Origin of the sequence: Streptomyces sp. NPDC088097, assembly GCF_044741845.1 — a bacterium.
Classification (GTDB): Bacteria; Actinomycetota; Actinomycetes; order Streptomycetales; family Streptomycetaceae; genus Streptomyces.
Map to the genome: position 1 here is coordinate 782,145 of NZ_JBIUTJ010000004.1, position 19,119 is coordinate 801,263.

General features: G+C 71.4%; 12 protein-coding genes, 1 tRNA gene and 1 rRNA gene. 3 read left to right on the forward strand and 11 right to left on the reverse strand.

The genetic code is table 11. From position 1 onward, the window contains the following. The first annotated feature begins 163 nt into the window (after nucleotides 1-163). Both ACIOD1_RS17300 and ACIOD1_RS17305 read left to right on the forward strand, forming a co-directional pair. Complete coding sequence (locus ACIOD1_RS17300; protein WP_401903032.1) at nucleotides 164-970, forward strand: DNA-formamidopyrimidine glycosylase family protein; 807 nt, start codon at nucleotides 164-166, stop codon at nucleotides 968-970. A gap of 36 nt (nucleotides 971-1,006) precedes the next feature. After that, entirely contained in the window at nucleotides 1,007-1,777 is a 771-nt protein-coding gene (locus ACIOD1_RS17305; RefSeq protein ID WP_401903035.1) for an SDR family NAD(P)-dependent oxidoreductase, read from the forward strand. Here ACIOD1_RS17305 and ACIOD1_RS17310 read toward each other — a convergent pair. The 9 genes from ACIOD1_RS17310 to ACIOD1_RS17350 form a co-directional block, all read right to left on the reverse strand. Continuing rightward, a complete protein-coding gene (locus tag ACIOD1_RS17310; protein WP_401903092.1) occupies nucleotides 1,725-1,973 on the reverse strand; it encodes a hypothetical protein in 249 nt (82 codons plus the stop codon). The two genes, ACIOD1_RS17305 and ACIOD1_RS17310, sit on opposite strands and share 53 nt — an antisense overlap. 225 nt (nucleotides 1,974-2,198) lie before the next feature. Further along, nucleotides 2,199-2,579: a helix-turn-helix domain-containing protein gene (locus ACIOD1_RS17315; protein ID WP_007266936.1), complete on the reverse strand. Its 381-nt coding sequence runs from the start codon at nucleotides 2,577-2,579 to the stop codon at nucleotides 2,199-2,201. Between the two features lie 109 nt (nucleotides 2,580-2,688). Next, nucleotides 2,689-3,189, reverse strand: a complete 501-nt coding sequence (locus tag ACIOD1_RS17320) for a CinA family protein (RefSeq protein WP_401903094.1) — start codon at nucleotides 3,187-3,189, stop codon at nucleotides 2,689-2,691. A 65-nt stretch (nucleotides 3,190-3,254) separates the two neighbouring features. Then, nucleotides 3,255-3,911, reverse strand: a complete 657-nt coding sequence (gene pgsA / locus ACIOD1_RS17325) for a CDP-diacylglycerol--glycerol-3-phosphate 3-phosphatidyltransferase (protein WP_401903037.1) — start codon at nucleotides 3,909-3,911, stop codon at nucleotides 3,255-3,257. Beyond that, nucleotides 3,908-5,401, reverse strand: coding sequence for a 30S ribosomal protein S12 methylthiotransferase RimO (rimO, locus tag ACIOD1_RS17330; RefSeq protein ID WP_365616239.1), 1,494 nt, complete (start codon nucleotides 5,399-5,401; stop codon nucleotides 3,908-3,910). The genes pgsA and rimO overlap by 4 nt, the downstream gene beginning before the upstream one ends. Nucleotides 5,402-5,526: 125 nt before the next feature. Continuing rightward, entirely contained in the window at nucleotides 5,527-6,420 is an 894-nt protein-coding gene (locus ACIOD1_RS17335) for a RodZ domain-containing protein (protein ID WP_365616237.1), read from the reverse strand. A 228-nt stretch (nucleotides 6,421-6,648) separates the two neighbouring features. Continuing rightward, nucleotides 6,649-9,498 (reverse strand): DNA translocase FtsK, encoded by a 2,850-nt coding sequence (locus tag ACIOD1_RS17340; protein WP_401903041.1) that lies wholly within the window; start codon nucleotides 9,496-9,498, stop codon nucleotides 6,649-6,651. 163 nt (nucleotides 9,499-9,661) lie between these two features. After that, a complete protein-coding gene (locus tag ACIOD1_RS17345; protein WP_365616233.1) occupies nucleotides 9,662-10,342 on the reverse strand; it encodes a response regulator in 681 nt (226 codons plus the stop codon). Between the two features lie 235 nt (nucleotides 10,343-10,577). Continuing rightward, a complete protein-coding gene (locus tag ACIOD1_RS17350; protein WP_365616231.1) occupies nucleotides 10,578-16,073 on the reverse strand; it encodes a HAMP domain-containing protein in 5,496 nt (1,831 codons plus the stop codon). Between the two features lie 225 nt (nucleotides 16,074-16,298). Here ACIOD1_RS17350 and ACIOD1_RS17355 point away from each other — a divergent pair, with 225 nt between their 5' ends. Then, nucleotides 16,299-18,824: a SpoIIE family protein phosphatase gene (locus ACIOD1_RS17355; RefSeq protein WP_365616229.1), complete on the forward strand. Its 2,526-nt coding sequence runs from the start codon at nucleotides 16,299-16,301 to the stop codon at nucleotides 18,822-18,824. 124 nt (nucleotides 18,825-18,948) lie between these two features. On the opposite strand, the gene ACIOD1_RS17360 is transcribed toward ACIOD1_RS17355, so the two are convergent. Both ACIOD1_RS17360 and rrf read right to left on the reverse strand, forming a co-directional pair. After that, nucleotides 18,949-19,021: transfer RNA gene (locus ACIOD1_RS17360), tRNA-Thr, on the reverse strand. A gap of 5 nt (nucleotides 19,022-19,026) precedes the next feature. Beyond that, nucleotides 19,027-19,119, reverse strand: a 5S ribosomal RNA gene (gene rrf, locus ACIOD1_RS17365); the annotation flags it as partial.

Below are 19,119 nucleotides of genomic sequence, written 5' to 3' on the forward strand. Positions count from 1 at the left end.
GCGGCGGCGCCCCCGCCGCAGGGGGTCCGCGCGTGACGGCGCCACCGCCCGAGACGCCCCCCACCAGGGCCACCCCGTACGAGAGCGCCGGCGCGCGCCGACACCCCAGACGCCCGCCCCGCCGCACCCCCACCCGCCCGCGGCCCCGCGCGACAATGTCCCCATGCCCGAAGGAGACAGCGTCCACCGCGCGGCGGCCCGCCTCCACGCCGCCCTCGCCGGCCGCCCCCTGACCACCTTCGACCTGCGCGTGCCCCGCTTCGCCACCGCCGACCTCACCGGCCGCACCACCCTGGAGGTCCTCCCCCGGGGCAAGCACCTCCTGACCCGCATCGAAGGCGGCCTCACCCTCCACAGCCACCTCCGGATGGACGGCGCCTGGCGCGTCTTCGCCCCCGACGAGCGGTGGCACGGCGGCCCCGTCCACGAGATCCGGGCCGTGCTGGCCACCGCCGACTCCACCGCGGTCGGGTACCGCCTCCCGGTGCTGGAGCTGCTGCGAACCTCGGAGGAGGGCCGGGCGGTCGGTCACCTCGGCCCCGACCTCCTCGGCCCCGACTGGGACCCCGACGCGGCCGCGGCGCGCCTCCTCGCCGCGCCGACGCGCCCCCTGGGCGAGGCCCTCCTGGACCAGCGCAACCTCGCGGGCATCGGCAACATCTACAAGTCGGAGCTCTGCTTCCTGGCCGGGGTCACCCCCTGGACCCCCGTCGGCGACCTCCCCGATCCACCCGTCACCCTGGTCCGCCTCGCCGGCGCCGCCCACCGCCTGCTGGCCGCCAACATCGGGGACCGCCCCGCCCGGCGCAACACCACCGGAATCCACCGCCCCGGCCGGGAGCTGTTCGTCTACGGCCGCGCCCGTCGACCCTGCCTGCGCTGCGCCACTGCGATCCGTGAGGCGGCGCAGGACGACCGCCCCACGTACTGGTGTCCGCGCTGCCAGTCCGGTCCGGTACCGCCCGCATAGTTGACGGCCCGTCAGATCCGCTCGTACGGTCCCTGCATGCCCACACCCACCGCCCCGTACGACCTCACCGGCCGCACCGCGCTCGTCACCGGAGCCGCCAGTGGCATAGGTCGCGCCACCGCCGTCCTGCTCGCCTCCTCCGGCGCGGCCGTGCACTGCGCGGACCGCGACGAGCCGGGCCTCGCCGAGACCTGCGCCCTGATCACGAAGGCCGGCGGCGCCGCGACCGCCCACCCCCTGGACGTGACGGACCGCGCCGCCCTGCGCGCCGCCGTCGCGGCGGCCGGCCCCCTGGACATCACCGCCGCGATCGCCGGCGTCATGCACACCAGCAGCGTGCTGGAGACCACCGACGAGGACCTCGACCGGATCCTGGACGTCAACTTCAAGGGGGTCCTGCGCACCTGCCAGGAGGCCGTCCGCGCCATGATCGCCGCCGGGCGCCCCGGCTCGGTGGTCACCATGGCCTCCGGCGCCGTGGACGCCGCCCAGCCCGGACTGCTCTGTTACAGCGCCGCCAAGGCGGCCGTGGTGCAACTGACGAAGACCCTGGCCACCGAGAGCGGCCCCCACGGCATCCGCGTCAACGCGGTCGCCCCCGGGTGGATCCGCACCCCGATGACCGGCCGCCACAGCCCCGAGGTCCAGGAGCAGACCGAGGCCGCCATGATCCGGATGTCCCCGCTGCGTCGGGTCGGGGAGCCCGATGACGTCGCCCGGGCGGTGCTCTACCTGGCCTCGGACGCCTCGTCCTTCATGACGGGCCAGATCCTGCGTCCGAACGGCGGAGTGTCGATGCCCTGGTAGCGTCCGCGCTCCGCGCCGCGGCCTCCCGGCTCCGCTCCGCGGCCTCCCGACGCCGACGTACGGGTCCTCGCCGCGTGCAGTGCACCGGCAGCAGACCCAGCCCCCAGCCTCCCACCGCCACCGCGCCCTCCACCGGCCCGGCCCCGCCCGGGGCCAGCGCCAGCCGCAGGACGGCCCACCACCACAGGGCCCCCATCGCCAGGGCGAGGGGTATGAGCAAGCGCCGCACGGCCACCTCCCATCGGGCCGGTTCCCGAACGGGCCCATCCTCCCGCACGGCTCCCGACCCCGCACCCAGAACGTTCCGGGCGAGGACCGCACACGACGCGGGAACCGCATACGACGCGCACGGCAGAGAGCCCCGGCCGGTGCTCACGCACCTTCCGGGGCTCTCGCCACGCTCACAAGCTCATGTGCACGCTCAAGCGGCTACGACGTTCACCGCTTCCACGGGTGCCTTGATGGTCACCCGTTCCGGACCGCCCGTGACCGAGGCCACGGAGACCGAATTGAGCATCGGGCGCACCGGTGCCGGCACCGGTTCGCTTGCGGCGGCCGACTGCGCGAGCTCCGCCAGCGACAGCTCGTCGCTGACTTCACGCATCAGCTCGGACATCCGTACGTCAAGCGCGTCGCAGATCGCGGAGAGCAGCTCGGAGGATGCCTCCTTCTGCCCCCGCTCCACCTCGGAGAGATAGCCGAGCGAAACTCGGGCGGACGAGGAGACTTCGCGCAGAGTACGGCCCTGGCGCTGGCGCTGCCGACGCAGCACGTCACCCAGCAGGCGACGGAGCAGAATCATCGGTGGCTCCCTCCTCTGACCGTGTAGCCGTAACCTTCACGCCCCACCGTACCGCCTCGCGCCGCGGCCGTGCGGGGAGCGATGTCGTGTTCACTCAGGGCTGCAAACATCAAATCCCCCCGTTCTGTTCCGTATCCTGCCCCCGCAGATTCTCGCGGAGTTCGCTCGAGAGGAGTTCGAGCACTGTCCGTGCACTCTCCCTACGAATTTCCGTCCGGGAGCCGTTCAACCTCAGCCGGACCGTTTTCCTGCCCGTCGGACCCGCGACGGCGACGAAGACGGTGCCCACCGGTCGGCCGTCCTGGGGCTCCGGACCGGCCACTCCGGTCGTCGCGATCCCCCACGAGGCGCCGGTCAGCGTTCTGACTCCGGCCGCCATCTCGGCCGCCACCTGGGCGTTCACCGCCCCTTCGGCCGCGAGCAGCTCCGCGTCCACCCCGAGGATCCGGTGCTTCAGTTCGGTGGCGTACGCCGTGACCGAGCCGAGGAAGGACCGGGAGGCCCCCGGGACGCCGGTCAGCTCGGCGGCCACCATGCCGCCGGTCAGCGATTCGGCCACCGCGAGCGTCTGCTCACGCTCCGCGAGCAGGCGCAGGACGTCCTCGGCCACCCGGGCCGTCCCCGTGGCGTCGGCGGCCCCCTGAGCGGCCTGCGACGCCTCCCCCGGCCCCTGCGTCACTGAGCGGCCCGCTCCACGGGCAGACCGGCCCGGCGCAGCACGACGGCCTGACGGACGTAGTCCAAAGCGGTGACGACGGTCAGCACGACGGCGACGGCCATCACCCAAAAGCGCAAGGTCGCGAGCGGCCCGGTCAACACGAGGACGTACATGCCCACCGCGGTGCCCTGGGCCAGGGTCTTCAGCTTGCCGCCCCGACTGGCCGGGATCACCCCGTACCGGATGACCCAGAAGCGCATCAGCGTGATGCCCAGCTCCCGCCCGAGGATCACGCCGGTCACCCACCAGGGCAGGTCCCCGAGCCAGGACAGACAGATCAGTGCCGACCCCATGATCGCCTTGTCGGCGATGGGGTCGGCGATCTTGCCGAAGTCCGTGACCAGGTTGTATGTGCGGGCGAGGTGCCCGTCGAAGATGTCCGTGATCATGGCCACGGCGAAGGCGGCCCAGGCGAGCGCCCGCCAGACGGGGTCATGGCCCCCGTCGGCGAGCAGCAGCATGACGAATCCCGGCACCAAGACGAGCCTGATCATCGTCAGGATGTTGGCGATGTTCCACAGGCTGGCCTGATTGACGGCCGCGGCCCCGAGCTTCGCGCCGGGCGCGGGCCGGCGGCCGGTCCCGCCCGCCGTCGATGCCGGGACTCCGGTCATCCGGTCGCCTCCTCGAATTCCAGTCCCAGGGGCTCGGCCACCAGGTCCACGCCCAGGGTGCCGACCACCTTTGCCGTGACGATACGCCCGGGGACCAGTCCCGCGCCGTCCGTGAAGACGACCTGACCGTCGGTCTCGGGGGCCTGGTGGGCTGCGCGCCCGTAGGCACCCTCGCCCTCCTCGGCCTCGTCGAGGGGCACGACGGTCTCGACGAGCACCTCCAGAGTCTCGCCGATCCGCTCCTCCGCGCGCTGGGAGGTCAGTTCCTCGGCGAGCCGCTGCATGTGGGCGAGGCGCTCGGCGATGGTCTCCGCGTCCAGCTTGTTCTCGTAGGTGACGGCCTCGGTGCCGTCCTCGTCCGAGTAGCCGAAGACGCCGATGGCGTCGAGGCGGGCGTGGGTGAGGAAACGCTCCAGCTCGGCGAAGTCCGACTCCTTCTCGCCGGGGAAGCCGACGATGAAGTTGGACCGGACGCCGGCCTGCGGGGCCTTGGAGCGGATGGTGTCGAGCAGTTCCAGGAAGCGGTCGGTGTCGCCGAAGCGGCGCATGGCGCGCAGCACGTCGGGGGCCGAGTGCTGGAAGGACAGGTCGAAGTACGGGACGACCTTGGGGGTCGAGGTGAGTACGTCGATCAGGCCGGGCCGCATCTCGGCGGGCTGGAGGTAGCTGACGCGGACGCGCTCGATGCCGTCCACCTCGGCCAGCTCCGGCAGCAGGGTCTCCAGCAGGCGGATGTCGCCCAGGTCCTTGCCGTAGGAGGTGTTGTTCTCGGAGACCAGCATGATCTCCTTGACGCCCTGCTCGGCGAGCCAGCGCGTCTCGCCCAGCACGTCGCTGGGGCGGCGGCTGATGAAGGAGCCGCGGAAGGACGGGATGGCGCAGAAGGAGCAGCGGCGGTCGCAGCCGGAGGCCAGCTTGACGGAGGCCACGGGGCTCTTGTCCAGGCGGCGGCGCAGGGGCGCGCGCGGCCCGGAGGCGGGGGCGAGCCCGTCCGGCAGGTCGGCCGGGGCCTCGGCGGGCTCCTGCGCGTGACCGGGCAGGGCCACGGCGGCGTCCTGGCGCTCCGCGGGGCTGATCGGCAGCAGCTTGCGCCGGTCGCGCGGGGTGTGGGAGGCGTGGATGCCCCCGTTGAGGATCGTCTGGAGGCGGTCGGAGATGTCGGCGTAGTCGTCGAAACCGAGGACCCCGTCGGCTTCGGGGAGGGCTTCGGCGAGTTCCTTGCCGTAGCGCTCGGCCATGCAGCCGACCGCGACGACGGCCTGGGTGCGCCCCTGATCCTTGAGATCGTTGGCTTCCAGGAGGGCGTCTACGGAGTCCTTCTTGGCGGCTTCGACGAAGCCACAGGTGTTGACGACGGCTACGTCCGCGTCCGCGGCGTCCTCGACGAGCTCCCAGCCATCCGCCGCCAAGCGGCCTGCGAGCTCCTCCGAGTCCACCTCGTTACGGGCGCAGCCAAGAGTGACAAGGGCGACGGTACGGCGTTCGGGCATGGACTCAAGACTACTTCGTCCCGACGGCGGCCCCCGCCGCCCGTCCCCCCAACGGAAGATCCCCGGGCCCGACGGCCGGAGCCGTACGGGATCCCGGGGATCTGGAATTTCTCGTTCCGTGCTGGTCAGCCCGCTTGGGCCTGACCCTGGCGGGGGTCGTCCTTGGTGTAGGTGAGACGTTGGACCTGTCCCGCCTGGAAGTCGTCCTTGATCTCCTTGCCGTTCACGAACAGCTTCACCACTCCCGCGTCGCCGAGGACCAGGTCCACGGACTCCTTGTCCGTGAAGGTCTTCGACTCGCCCTGCGCGAGGGTGCCGTCGAACAGCAGTCGACCGCTGTGGTCCTTGGCGGAGATCCAGCTCTCTCCGGTGTCGGCCGTCAGGACGACGGTGACGAGGTCCTTGGGAGCCGCCGCGATGGCGCTGTCGGAGGGCTCCGGCTTGGGCGCCTTCGGGGTCTGCTGCGGTGCTGCCGGCTTGCCCGCGGGCTGCTTGGGCGCGGCCTGCGGGGAGGCGGAACCTTCCGCCACCGGGTGCTTGCCCTGGTCGTCACTGCCCTTGAAGGCGGTGAAGCCGACGAAGCCGATCACGGCGACGATGGCGGCGACCATGGCGGCGGTCCAGTTGGGCCGCTGCCGTTCGGGGCGGATGCGCTCGGCTTCGAACATCGGCGCGGCCGGGGTGGGCGCCGGCCGGCCGCCGTGGGCCGCGTCGTAGGTGTCGATCAGGGGTGCCGGATCGAGGTGCACGGCGCGGGCGAGGGTACGGATGTGACCGCGGGCGTACACGTCGCCGCCGCACCGCGTGAAGTCGTCCTCTTCGATCGCGTGCACGATCGGGATGCGCACGCGGGTGGTGGAACTGACCTCGTCGACTGTGAGCCCGGCGGCGATCCGGGCCTTCTTGAGGACCGTCCCGATGGACGGCTCTTCGACGGAACGTTCGACGATGCGGTCCTCGGACCGGTCGTCGGTCGAAGGCCGCTCTTCTTCGGGGGAGTTGGCGTTGCCGATGGACACGGGGGCGCCTTTCGAGCGTGTAGCCACCTGCTGGATTCCCAGTCTAGGGGGGTGACGAAAGGGTGGGGCAACCGGAGGGTCCACTCCCTACGCCATCCGAATGGCTTCGGGTGTACCCGCCGCTTCTCCCTCAACTTGACGCACGTCCGGGGGAAACGGTTGCCCTCCGAGTCCGTACCGAGTCCATTCGGTCGAGTGAGCCCGGTGGGCGCCGTTCAGACCCCTGTCCTACGCCGGCTCCTCGCCCCGGATCACCGCGAGCACACCGTCGAGTTCGTCGGGCTTGAGCAGGACGTCGCGCGCCTTCGAACCCTCGCTCGGGCCGACCACGCCCCGGGACTCCATCAGGTCCATCAGCCGTCCGGCCTTCGCGAAACCCACGCGCAGCTTGCGCTGGAGCATCGAGGTGGATCCGAACTGGGTGGAGACCACCAGCTCCGCCGCCTGGCACAACAGGTCCAGGTCGTCGCCGATCTCCTCGTCGATCTCCTTCTTCGGCTTCTGCCCGACCGTGACGTCCTGCCGGAAGACGGGCGCCATCTGGTCCTTGCAGTGCTGCACGATCCCGGCGATCTCGTCCTCGGTCACGAAGGCGCCCTGGAGGCGGACCGGCTTGTTGGCGCCCATCGGCAGGAACAGCCCGTCGCCCTTGCCGATCAGCTTCTCGGCGCCGGGCTGGTCGAGGATGACGCGGCTGTCGGCGAGCGAGGAGGTGGCGAAGGCGAGGCGCGAGGGCACGTTCGCCTTGATCAGGCCGGTGACCACGTCCACCGAGGGCCGCTGGGTGGCGAGCACCAGGTGGATGCCGGCCGCGCGGGCCAGCTGCGTGATGCGGACGATCGAGTCCTCGACGTCCCGCGGGGCAACCATCATCAGGTCGGCCAGCTCGTCGACGATCACCAGCAGGTACGGGTACGGGGTCAGCTCCCGCTCGCTGCCCGGCGGCAGTTTGATCTTGCCCTCGCGGATCGCCCGGTTGAAGTCGTCGATGTGGCGGTAGCCGAAGGCGGCCAGGTCGTCGTAGCGCAGGTCCATCTCGCGCACCACCCACTGGAGGGCCTCGGCGGCCCGCTTGGGGTTGGTGATGATCGGGGTGATCAGGTGCGGGATGCCCTCGTAGGCGGTCAGCTCGACGCGCTTGGGGTCGACGAGCACCATCCGGACGTCCTCCGGGGTGGCCCGGACCATGACCGAGGTGATCAGGCAGTTGATGCAGGAGGACTTTCCGGAGCCGGTGGCTCCCGCGACCAGCACGTGCGGCATCTTCGCGAGGTTGGCCATGACGTAGCCGCCCTCGACGTCCTTGCCGAGCGCGACCAGCATCGGGTGGTCGTCCTCGGCGGCGTCCGCGAGGCGCAGGACGTCGCCCAGGTTGACCATCTCGCGGTCGGTGTTCGGGATCTCGATGCCCACGGCCGACTTGCCCGGGATCGGGCTGATGATGCGGACGTCCGGGGAGGCCACCGCGTAGGCGATGTTCTTGGCCAGCGCGGTGATCCGCTCGACCTTCACCGCCGCGCCGAGGGTGACCTCGTAGCGGGTGACCGTCGGCCCCCGGGTGAAGCCGGTGACCTGCGCGTCCACCTTGAACTCGGTGAACACGTTGCTCAGCGACGCCACCACCGCGTCGTTCGCGGCGCTGCGGGTCTTGCCGGGCCCGCCCTTCTCCAGCAGGTCCAGGGAGGGCAGCGCGTACGTGATGTCCCCGCGCAGTTGGAGCTGCTCGGCGCGGGGCGGCAGGGACTCGGACTCGCGCGGGGCCTTCGTCAGGTCGGGCACCGACAGGTTCCCGGAGGCGGCGGCGGTGCGCTCGTGGGGCGCCTCCTCGGCGGGGGCCGGGGCGGGGGCGGTCGCGGGAGTCGGGGCGGCGGGGGCAGGGCTCGCGGTGGCCGGGCTCGCGCCCGCCGAACCCGCGGCTGCCGGGCGTCCCTCGCGGGCCGGCGGCACCGGGGCGGTGACCTCCACGCCCTCCCGACCGGGCGAGATCCCCTGGGTGAGGTCGGCGACGAGCGGGGACGGCGGCATCCCCCCGTAGACCACCCCGTCCAGCGCGGCGGCGGCCGCCGCGGCCACGTCGACGGCGTCCATCTCCCGCTCCCCCGGACGGCCGGCGGCGCGCCGCGGTCGGCGGCGCCGGGCGAGGGCCGCCTCCGCCGCCGCACCGGCGGGGTCGGCGGGGGCGCCGTTGCGGGCCCGCCACCGCTCCGGGTCGTGACGGTCCGCCCGGTCCGACCGGTCCTGCCCGTCCACGGCGTCCCCGGGCTCCCCGTACCCCTCGTCGTACGCGTTCGGCGCGATGATCCCGAGCCGGATCCCGAGGCGCCGCATCCGCTGCGGGATCGCGTTGACCGGGGTGGCCGTGACCACGAGCAGCCCGAAGATCGTGAGCAGCACCAGCATCGGCACCGCCAGGGGCGCGCCCATGGTGAAGATCAGCGGCTTGGAGGCACCCCAGCCGATGAGCCCGCCCGCGTTCTGCATCGCGGTGGTGCCCTCGTCCCGGCCGGGCGCCCCGCAGGCGATGTGGACGAGCCCGAGGACGCCGATGACCAGCGCGGACAGGCCGATGCCGATGCGGCCGTTGGCGTCGCTCTGCTCGGGGTGGCGGATGAAGCGCGCCGCCATCACGCCGAGCAGGATCGGCACGAGCAGGTCGAGACGTCCGAAGGCGCCGGTGACCAGCATCGTGACCAGGTCCCCGACGGGCCCGCTCAGGTTCGACCAGGTCCCGGCGGCGACGATCAGGGCCAGGCCGAGCAGCAGCAGGGCCAAGCCGTCCTTGCGGTGTGCGGGATCGAGGTTCTTGGCGCCCCGACCGACGCCGCGGAAGACCGCGCCGACGGCGTGCGCGAGACCGAGCCAACAGGCGCGCACCAGCCGCAGCACGCCGCCCGTCGGGGACGGCGCCGGTTTGGCGGCGACCTTCCTGACCGGGGCGCGCCGGGCCGCCGCGGCCTTCTTGGCGGGCGGCTTGGCGGCGGGGGACGCCTTCTTGGCCGGCGCCGTCGTACGGCCGGCGCGGCTCTTCGCGGTGCCCGCGGTGCTCTGGGAACCCTTGCCGGACGTACTTGAGGCCATGGGCCCGAGGTTACCCGTGCGCACGCCGGTGCGAGTGTCTGCCCACCCCTTCACCCGTTCGTGTCGCCGCGTGCGTACGCGCTTTGACGGGCCGCCAGAACCGACGGCCGCGCGGGGCCGGGGCGTCCGGGCGGAGCGGCACCCCTTTGTCCGCCCGCCGCCCTCAGCCCTGGGCGGGGAGTACGGGGCTGACCCCGCCGGTACCGGGCTCCAAGGCGTCCAGGGCCCGGCGCAGGCCGGTCAGTTTGCGCTCCAGGTGTGCGGCCGTGGCCACCACCCCGGCGTCTGCGGAGTCCTCGCCGAGTTGCTTGGTCAGCGCCTCGGCCTGCTCCTCGACGGCCGCGAGCCGCGCGGACAGTTCGGCCAGCAGCCCGGCCGTCTCCTTGCTGCCCTCGCCGTTGGAACCGCCGCCCTCCAGTTGGAGGCGCAGCAGGGCCGCCTGCTCGCGCAGTTGGCAGTTCTTCGTGTAGAGCTCCACGAACACCGAGACCTTGGCGCGCAGCACCCACGGGTCGAACGGCTTCGAGATGTAGTCCACCGCGCCCGCCGCGTACCCGCGGAAGGTGTGGTGCGGACCGTGGTTGATCGCGGTCAGGAAGATGATCGGGATGTCGCGGGTCCGCTCACGGCGCTTGATGTGCGCGGCCGTCTCGAATCCGTCCATGCCCGGCATCTGGACATCCAGCAGGATGACCGCGAAATCGTCCGTCAGCAGCGCCTTGAGCGCTTCCTCCCCCGACGACGCCCGGACCAGTGTCTGATCGAGCGCGGAGAGGATGGCCTCCAGCGCCAGCAGATTTTCCGGCCTGTCGTCGACCAGGAGGATCTTGGCCTTCTGCACCATGCCCTGTCCTCCTCGCCCCGACACGGGGCCTCCCCGGCTCCTGGCTCCGGCCTGTGCGCCGGGCCCCACCCCAGAGGACGGCATCCTTGCGCCGTCCGTCCTTGTGCCGGTCATCGTAGCCCCAGTCCCGAGATCGCCACACCCTGTCACCAAGATGTCACTGTGCACGTAGCGGAAACGTGGGCGGAGGACAGATGGTTCCCCGTCCGCCCACCGACCACACCGCCCGCACCGGTCAGTTTCCCCGCATGTGCTGTTCCATGACCGTCAGCAGGTAGTCGGGCTCCACCGGCTTGGTCACGTAGTCGGAGGCCCCGGAGTCGATGGCCTTCTCCCGGTCCCCCTTCATCGCCTTCGCCGTCAGCGCGATGATCGGCAGACCCGCGAACTGCGGCATCCGCCGGATCGCCGAGGTCGTCGCGTATCCGTCCATCTCCGGCATCATGATGTCCATCAGCACCAGCGAGACGTCGTCGTGCTGCTCCAGGACCTCGATGCCCTCCCGTCCGTTCTCCGCGTAGAGCACCGCGAGCCCGTGCTGTTCCAGCACGCTCGTGAGCGCGAAGACGTTGCGCACGTCGTCGTCGACGATGAGCACCCGCTCGCCGTGGAAGTCGTACGTCCGCGGCGCCACCGGCAGCGGTTCGTCCAGCTCCCACGCCCCGGCGTCCTGCCGGCCCGGCACCTCGGTGCGCGCCGGCGCGTCGGTCGGCGGCTTGCGCCGGCGACGGAAGAGCGCCGAGGATCCCTGCGCGACGGGCTCCGCCGCGGGCAGTGCCTGCCGTACGGGGGCCGGTTCCACGGGCACGGGCGCCTGGACCACGGGGTCCGCCTCCCGGACCTCCTCGGCCGTCCTGCGGTACTCCCCGCGCGCCCCGCCCGGGGTGGGCGGCGCGTACCCCTGGGGCGGCAGCTCGCTCGGGTGCAGCGGCAGGTACAGGGTGAAGGTGGAACCCCGACCGGGCTCGCTGGCCGCGTGGACCTCGCCGCCCAGCAGGCGGGCGATCTCCCGGCTGATGGACAGGCCGAGGCCCGTGCCGCCGTACTTGCGGCTGGTGGTGCCGTCGGCCTGCTTGAACGCCTCGAAGATCACCAGCATCTTGCTCGCCGCGATGCCGATGCCCGTGTCGGTCACCGAGAAGGCGATCAGGTCCGCGTCCGCGTCGCGCAGCGACCCCGCCTCCAGCAACTGCTCCCGGATGGCCATCGGCACATCGGACCCGGCCGGCCGGATCACCAGCTCCACGGCCCCGTTGTCGGTGAACTTCACCGCGTTGGAGAGCAGGTTGCGCAGCACCTGCAAGAGGCGCTGCTCGTCGGTGTGCAGGGTGGCGGGCAGCTCCGGGGAGACCCGTACCGAGAAGTCGAGGCCCTTCTCCGCGGTGAGCGGGCGGAAGGTGGCCTCCACGTAGTCCACCAGCTGCACCAGCGCGATCCGGGTCGGGGAGACGTCCATCTTCCCGGCCTCCACCTTCGACAGGTCGAGGATGTCGTTGATCAGCTGGAGCAGGTCGGAGCCGGCGCCGTGGATGGTCTCGGCGAATTCCACCTGCTTGGGCGAGAGGTTCTCGTCCGCGTTGTCCGCGAGCAGCTTGGCGAGGATCAGCAGCGAGTTGAGCGGGGTGCGCAGCTCGTGCGACATGTTCGCCAGGAACTCGCTCTTGTACCGCATCGAGACCGCGAGTTGCTCGGCGCGCTCCTCCAGGACCTGCCGGGCCTCCTCGATCTCGGTGTTCTTCACCTCGATGTCCCGGTTCTGCTGGGCGAGCAGCTCGGCCTTCTCCTCCAGCTCCGCGTTGGCGGCCTGGAGGGCCTTCTGCCGGTTCTCCAACTCGTCGGAACGCTCCCGCAGTTGTTCGGTCATCTCCTGGGACTGCTTGAGGAGCATCTCCGTCTTGGAGTTGACGGAGATGGTGTTGACGCTCGTGCCGATCATCTCGGCGATCTGACTGAGGAAGTCCTTCTGGATCTGGGTGAACTGCGTGAAGGAGGCCAGCTCGATGACGCCGAGCACCTTCCCCTCGAAGAGCACCGGCAGCACGATCACGTGCGCCGGCGGAGCCTCGCCCAACCCCGAGGAGATCCGCAGGTAGCCGGGCGGGGTGTTCTCGACGAGGATCGTCCGCTTCTCCTCGGCGACCGTCCCGATCAGCCCCTCCCCCGGCCGGAAGGAGGTGGGCATCTGGCCGCCCGCGTACGCGTAACTCCCGCGCATCCGCAGCTCGTACGAGCCCTCGCCTGCCCCTTCCGTCCCGATCTCCGGGGCCCCGCCGGACGGCAGGGCCAGGAAGAAGGCGCCGTGCTGCGCCGAGACCACCGGGGTCAGCTCGCTCATGATCAGCGAGGCCACGTCGTCCAGCTCGCGGCGGCCCTGCATCAGGGCCGAGATGCGGGCGAGGTTGCCCTTGAGCCAGTCCTGCTCCTTGTTGGCCAGGGTGGTGTCGCGCAGGTTCACGATCATCGTGTTGATGTTGTCCTGGAGGACCTGGATCTCTCCCGCCGCGTCCACGTCGACCTTCAGGCTCAGGTCCCCGCGGGTCACAGCCGTGGCCACGGCCGCGATGGCGCGGACCTGCCGGGTGAGGTTCCCGGCCATCTCGTTCACGGACTCGGTCAGGTCCCGCCAGGTGCCGTCGACGTCGCGCACCCGAGCCTGGCCGCCGAGGATGCCCTCGGTGCCCACCTCGCGGGCGACCCGGGTCACCTGGTCGGCGAAGGAGGACAGTTGGTCCACCATCGTGTTGATGGTCGTCTTGAGTTCGAGGATCTCACCGCGCGCGTCGATGTCGATCTTCTTGGTCATGTCGCCCTTGGCGATGGCGGTCGTGACCATGGCGATCTGCCGCACCTGACCGGTGAGGTTCGAGGCCATGAAGTTCACCGAGTCGGTGAGGTCCTTCCAGGTGCCCGAGACCCCGGGGACGTGCGCCTGACCGCCGAGGCGGCCCTCCGTGCCCACCTCGCGGGCCACCCGCGTGACCTCGTCCGCGAAGGAGGACAGGGTCTTGACCATCGTGTTCACGGTGTCCGCGAGCTGCGCGACCTCGCCGCGCGCCTCGACGGTGACCTTCTTCGTCAGGTCGCCGTTGGCGACGGCCGCCGAGACCTGCGCGATCCCGCGCACCTGGGCCGTCAGGTTCCCCGCCATCGTGTTGACGTTGTCGCTGAGGTCCTTCCAGATGCCGGTGACCCCGCGCACCCGGGCCTGACCGCCGAGGATGCCCTCCGTACCCACCTCGCGGGCGACCCGGGTCACCTGCTCCGCGAAGGAGGACAGCTGGTCCACCATCGTGTTGACCGTCGTGACCAGTTCGAGGATCTCGCCCTTGGCGTCGACGGTGATCTTCTTGGAGAGGTCGCCCATGGCCACCGCGGTGGTGACCTCGGCGATGTTGCGGACCTGCGAGGTCAGGTTGTTCGCCATGAAGTTGACGGACTGGGTGAGGTCCTTCCAGGTGCCGGAGACACCCTTGACCTCGGCCTGGCCGCCGAGGATGCCCTCGGTGCCCACCTCCCGGGCCACCCGGGTCACCTGCTCCGCGAAGTTCGAGAGCTGGTCGACCATGGTGTTCAGGGTGTTCTTCAGCTCCAGGATCTCGCCCCGGGCGTCCACGTCGATCTTCTGCGACAGATCGCCGCGCGCCACCGCCGTGGCGACCTGCGCGATGTTGCGGACCTGCGAGGTCAGGTTCCCGGCCATGCCGTTCACCGAGTCGGTCAGGTCGCGCCACACCCCGGCCACGCCCGGCACCTGGGCCTGCCCACCGAGCCGTCCGTCCGTACCCACCTCGCGGGCGACGCGGGTCACCTGCTCGGCGAAGGCCGAGAGCTGGTCGACCATCGTGTTGATGGTGTTCTTCAGCTCCAGGATCTCGCCCCGGGCGTCCACGTCGATCTTCTGCGACAGGTCACCGCGCGCCACCGCCGTGGTGACCTGGGCGATCTGGCGCACCTGCGAGGTCAGGTTCCCCGCCATGAAGTTGACGGAGTCGGTCAGTTCCTTCCAGGTGCCCGACACGCCCTCCACCCGGGCCTGGCCGCCCAGCCGACCCTCCGTGCCCACGTCGCGCGCCATCCGCGTGACCTGGTCGGCGAAGGAGGACAACTGGTCCACCATCGTGTTCACGGTGTTCTTCAGCTGGAGCATCTCGCCCGAGACGTCCACCGTGACCTTCTGGGACAGGTCGCCGTTGGCGACCGCCGTGGTCACCTGCGCGATGTTGCGGACCTGCCCGGTGAGGTTGCGGAAGGCGGTGTTCACCGAGTCGGTGAGGTCCTTCCACGTACCGGCCGCCCCCGGCACCTGCGCCTGACCGCCCAGCTCGCCCTCGACGCCGACCTCGCGGGCCACACGTGTCACTTCGGCGCCGAAGGACTGGAGCTGGTCCACCATCGTGTTGACGGTGTTCTTCAGCTCCAGCATCTCGCCGGCCACGTTGACCGTGACCTTCTGCGACAGGTCGCCGTTGGCGACCGCCGTGGTCACCTGCGCGATGTCGCGGACCTGCGTCGTGAGGTTGCGGAAGACCGTGTTCACCGAGTCGGTGAGGTCCTTCCACGTACCGGCCGCCCCCGGAACCTGGGCCTGGCCGCCCAGGAGCCCCTTGGCGCCGACCTCGCTGGCCACACGCGTGACCTCGTCCGCGAAGGTCCGAAGGGTTTCGGTCATCTGATTGATCGTTTCGGCCAGTTGCGCGACCTCGCCGCGCGCGCTGACCCGTACCTTCTGCGACAGGTCGCCGTTCGCGACGGCCGTCGTGACCTGCGCGATCCCGCGCACCTGGGCCGTCAGGTTCCCCGCCATCGTGTTGACGGAGTCCGTGAGGTCCTTCCACACCCCCGCGACCCCGGGCACCTTCGCCTGGCCGCCGAGCTCGCCCTCCGTACCCACCTCGCGGGCGACGCGGGTCACCTCGGAGGAGAAGGACGACAGCTGGTCCACCATCGTGTTCACGGTGTTCTTCAGCTGGAGCATCTCGCCGGCCACGTGCACCGTGACCTTGCGCGAGAGATCGCCCTTCGCGACGGCCGTCGTGACGAGAGCAATGTCACGCACCTGGGCGGTGAGCCGGTACGCCATCGTGTTGACGGAGTCGGTCAGATCCTTCCAGGACCCGGACATCCCGCGCACCTGGGCCTGGCCGCCGAGCTTGCCCTCGGTACCGACCTCCAGCGCCACCCGCGTCACCTCGTCGGTGAACGCCGACAACTGGTCGACCAGGTTGTTGACCGTACGCCCGACCTTGAGGAACTCCCCGCGCAGCGGGTGCCCGACCCCGTCGGAGCTTTGTGTGCGCAGGTCCATCCGCTGGTCCAGGTCGCCCTCGGCCACCGCCGACAGCACCCGGCCCACCTCGGACACCGGCCGCGCCAGATCGTCCACCAGCTGGTTCGAGGCGTCGATCGCGGCCGCCCAGGAGCCCTCGCAGGCCCCCGTCTCCAGCCGCTCGCTCAACTTCCCCTCGCGCCCGACCATGCGCCGCACCCGCGACAGCTCACCGGTCAGGTGGAGGTTGCGGTCGGCGACCTCGTTGTAGACGGCGGCGACCTCCGCCATCACGCCCTCGCCGGACACCGTCAGGCGCTTGCGGAAGTTTCCGTCCCGCATGGACACCAAGGCAGTGAGCAACCGGTTCAGAGCGGCGGTATCCACCTCGGTCGTACTGCCGCGCCGAGACCGACCCCCCTTGGGGCGCGTTCCCGTACGCCGCACCGCTGCGCCAGACTCCACCGTGTCCCTCCCGAAAGGGTCGACCGCTGTTCCACCGGACATCCGAACATCCACTACCCGGCTCTCCAAGCCTGCCCAGTGTTTCACCCCGACCGAACCCGGCCATAACCTTCGGCACCATCGCACACCGTCCGCACCCCGTGGGTGGAATCCCCCACGACGGCTCCTGGGCGCCAAGAAGGTAAGTAACCTGGCACCCGATGTCCACCTCGTCGAAGGAGACTCGTGATCACGGCACGGGCGGCTGCCAGTTTCGATCCGCAAGGGCGCTCGGTCGCCGCCGCCCGCGCGTTCGTCCGCGACACTCTGCAGGGCTGGGGCTTCGCGGACATCATCGACGACGCGGTGGTCCTGACCAGCGAGCTGGTCACCAACGCCGTGGTCCACGCCGGCACCCGGGCCGAAGTCCTGTGCCTGCGCGCGGAGGAGGGCGTACGCGTCGAGGTCGCCGACCGGTACCCGGAGCGTGAGCTTCCGCTCCAGCACCCCGGCGAGCGCCCGTACGCCGATCCCGACCGCGAGAGCGGGCGCGGTCTGATGCTCTGCGCCGCCCTGGCCACCCGCTGGGGCGTCGAGTACACGGCCACCCACAAGCACGTGTGGTTCCGCCTCGACATGCCGGACCGTCCGGTCGGTACCCGTTCCGCGGGCCCTGTGGTCCCGGACACCTTCCTGCCGCTCGCCGACAGCCGGGTCCGCGTGGCCGTCCTCCAGATCGACTCCTCCGACGCCGTCTCCGCCTGGAACGACGACGCCGAGCACATCTTCGGCCACCCCGCCGAGAAGGCCGTGGGTCGCCCGCTGGCCGAGATCGCCGCCTGGCCCCAGACCCCCGGCACCGGCACCGGCATCGCCGAGGCCCTGCGCCTGTCCCGCTGGGAGGGCAGCTACGGCATCCGCGGCGCCGACGGCCGCGTCATCCCCGTCTACGCCTCCCACCTGCGCGTCCGCGACGCCCACGGGGAACCGTCCATCGTCTGCCTCCTCGTCCACGACGACGAGCGCGCGCTGCTCCAGAGCCCCGTACGGGTCCCGTCCACGGACGGCGGCCCGCACGGCGAGCCCAGGGCGGCGGACCCCTTCGAGCTGTTCATCGGCTCCCCCGCCCCCGACGACCTGGAGGGCCTCCTCCAGCGCACCGTCGAACGGGCCCGCGACATGCTCGACGCCGACGCCGCCTTCCTGCTGCTGGCCACCGACGACGAGACGGAGCTGGAGGTGCGCGCCACCACGGGCCTGCCGTCCACCCGTCAGCGCTTCGCCCGCGTCCCGGTGGAGGCAGGCACCAACCGCTACGGCTCCGCCCGCATGCCCGCCGTCCACGAGGACCTCCCCGCCGTCCCCGGAGCCGTGCCGCTCCTGGAGGCCACCGGCATGCGGTCCGCCGTCACCGTCCCGCTGAAGGTCGAGGGCCGACTGACCGGCTCCCTCGGCGTCGCCGCCGAGACTCCGGGCCGCTACGGCAACGAGGACGCCCTGCGCCTGCAGTTCGCCGCCGACCGCATCGCCCTGGCCGTCGAATCGGCTCGCCTCGGCGAGCTGGAACGCCTGCGCCGCGGCTCCCTCTCCTTCCTCGTCGAGGCCTCCGACCTACTCGCCGGCACCCTGGACCGGGATCAGACCCTGGCCCTCATGGCCCAGATGACCGTCCCCACCCTGGCCACCTGGTGCGCCGTCTACACGATCGCCGACCAGGCCTCCGACCCGTACCTCGCCTACGTCCTGCACGAGGACGAGGAGCGCATCGACGGCCTTAAGGCCCTCCTGGCCCGGGTGAACCCGCCCGAACCGGTCCGCGAGGCCGGGGCCCGCCCCTGGCCGGAGGCCGCCACGGCCGTCGGCGGCGACACGGTGGTCCTGCCGCTCCTCGCCCGCAACCGCGTGATCGGCCTGCTCACCCTCGGCCGACCCAGCGAGGAACACTTCCGCCAGGAGATCCTGGAACTGGCCGACGACCTGTCCCGACGGGCCGCCCTGGCCCTGGACAACGCCCGTCTCTACTCGGAGCGCACGGCGATCAGCCGCTCCCTCCAGCGCAGCCTGCTGCCGCCCGGCTCCCCCGCCATCCCCGGCATGGAGGTCGAGGTCATCTACCGCGCGGCCGGCGAGGGCAACGAGGTGGGAGGCGACTTCTACGACGTCTTCCCGATCCGCGCGGGCGTGTACGGCTTCGCCATCGGCGACGTCTGCGGCACGGGCCCGGAAGCGGCGGCCGTCACCGGCCTCGCCCGTCACGCCCTGCGCCTGCTGGCCCGTGAGGGCCTCGGAGGCCCGGCGGTCCTGGAGCGCCTGAACGCGGCCATCCTCGACGAGGGCGCCCGCAGCCGCTTCCTCACCCTCCTCTACGGGGAGCTCCACCCGCAGCCGGACGGCGGCGCCCTGATGAAGGTCGTCTGCGCCGGGCATCCACTGCCGCTGCGCCTGCGCCCCGACGGCGAGGTCCTGGCCGCGGCCGAGCCCCAACCCCTGCTCGGGGTGATCGAGGACCTCAGCCTGTACGAGCAGACCCTGACCCTGGACCCGGGCGACGTACTCCTCTGCGTCACGGACGGCGTGACGGAGCGCCGCGAGGGCACCCGCATGCTCGGGGACGACGGCCTGGCCGAGGTCCTCACCACGTGCACGGGCCTCACGGCCGGCGCGGTGGCCTCCCGCGTCCTACGCGCGGTGGAACGCTTCGCGGCGGAACCCGCATCGGACGACATGGCGATCCTCGCCTTCCGCGTCCCGCACCAGCGCGAGGGCGACTGACACCGAGCACGGCCCCGGCACGAGGGGTGCGGAGGGCGGGCTCCGGCCCGCTCCCCGTACCGCCCGGACCCGGAACGCAAAAAAGGCCCCCGCCATAGTGGCGGGGGCCTTCTCTGATGTGCTGAGCCCTTTAACGGAATCGAACCGTTGACCTTCTCCTTACCATGGAGACGCTCTACCGACTGAGCTAAAAGGGCGGGTTGTTCGGCGGCGTCCTACTCTCCCACAGGGTCCCCCCTGCAGTACCATCGGCGCTGAAAGGCTTAGCTTCCGGGTTCGAAATGTAACCGGGCGT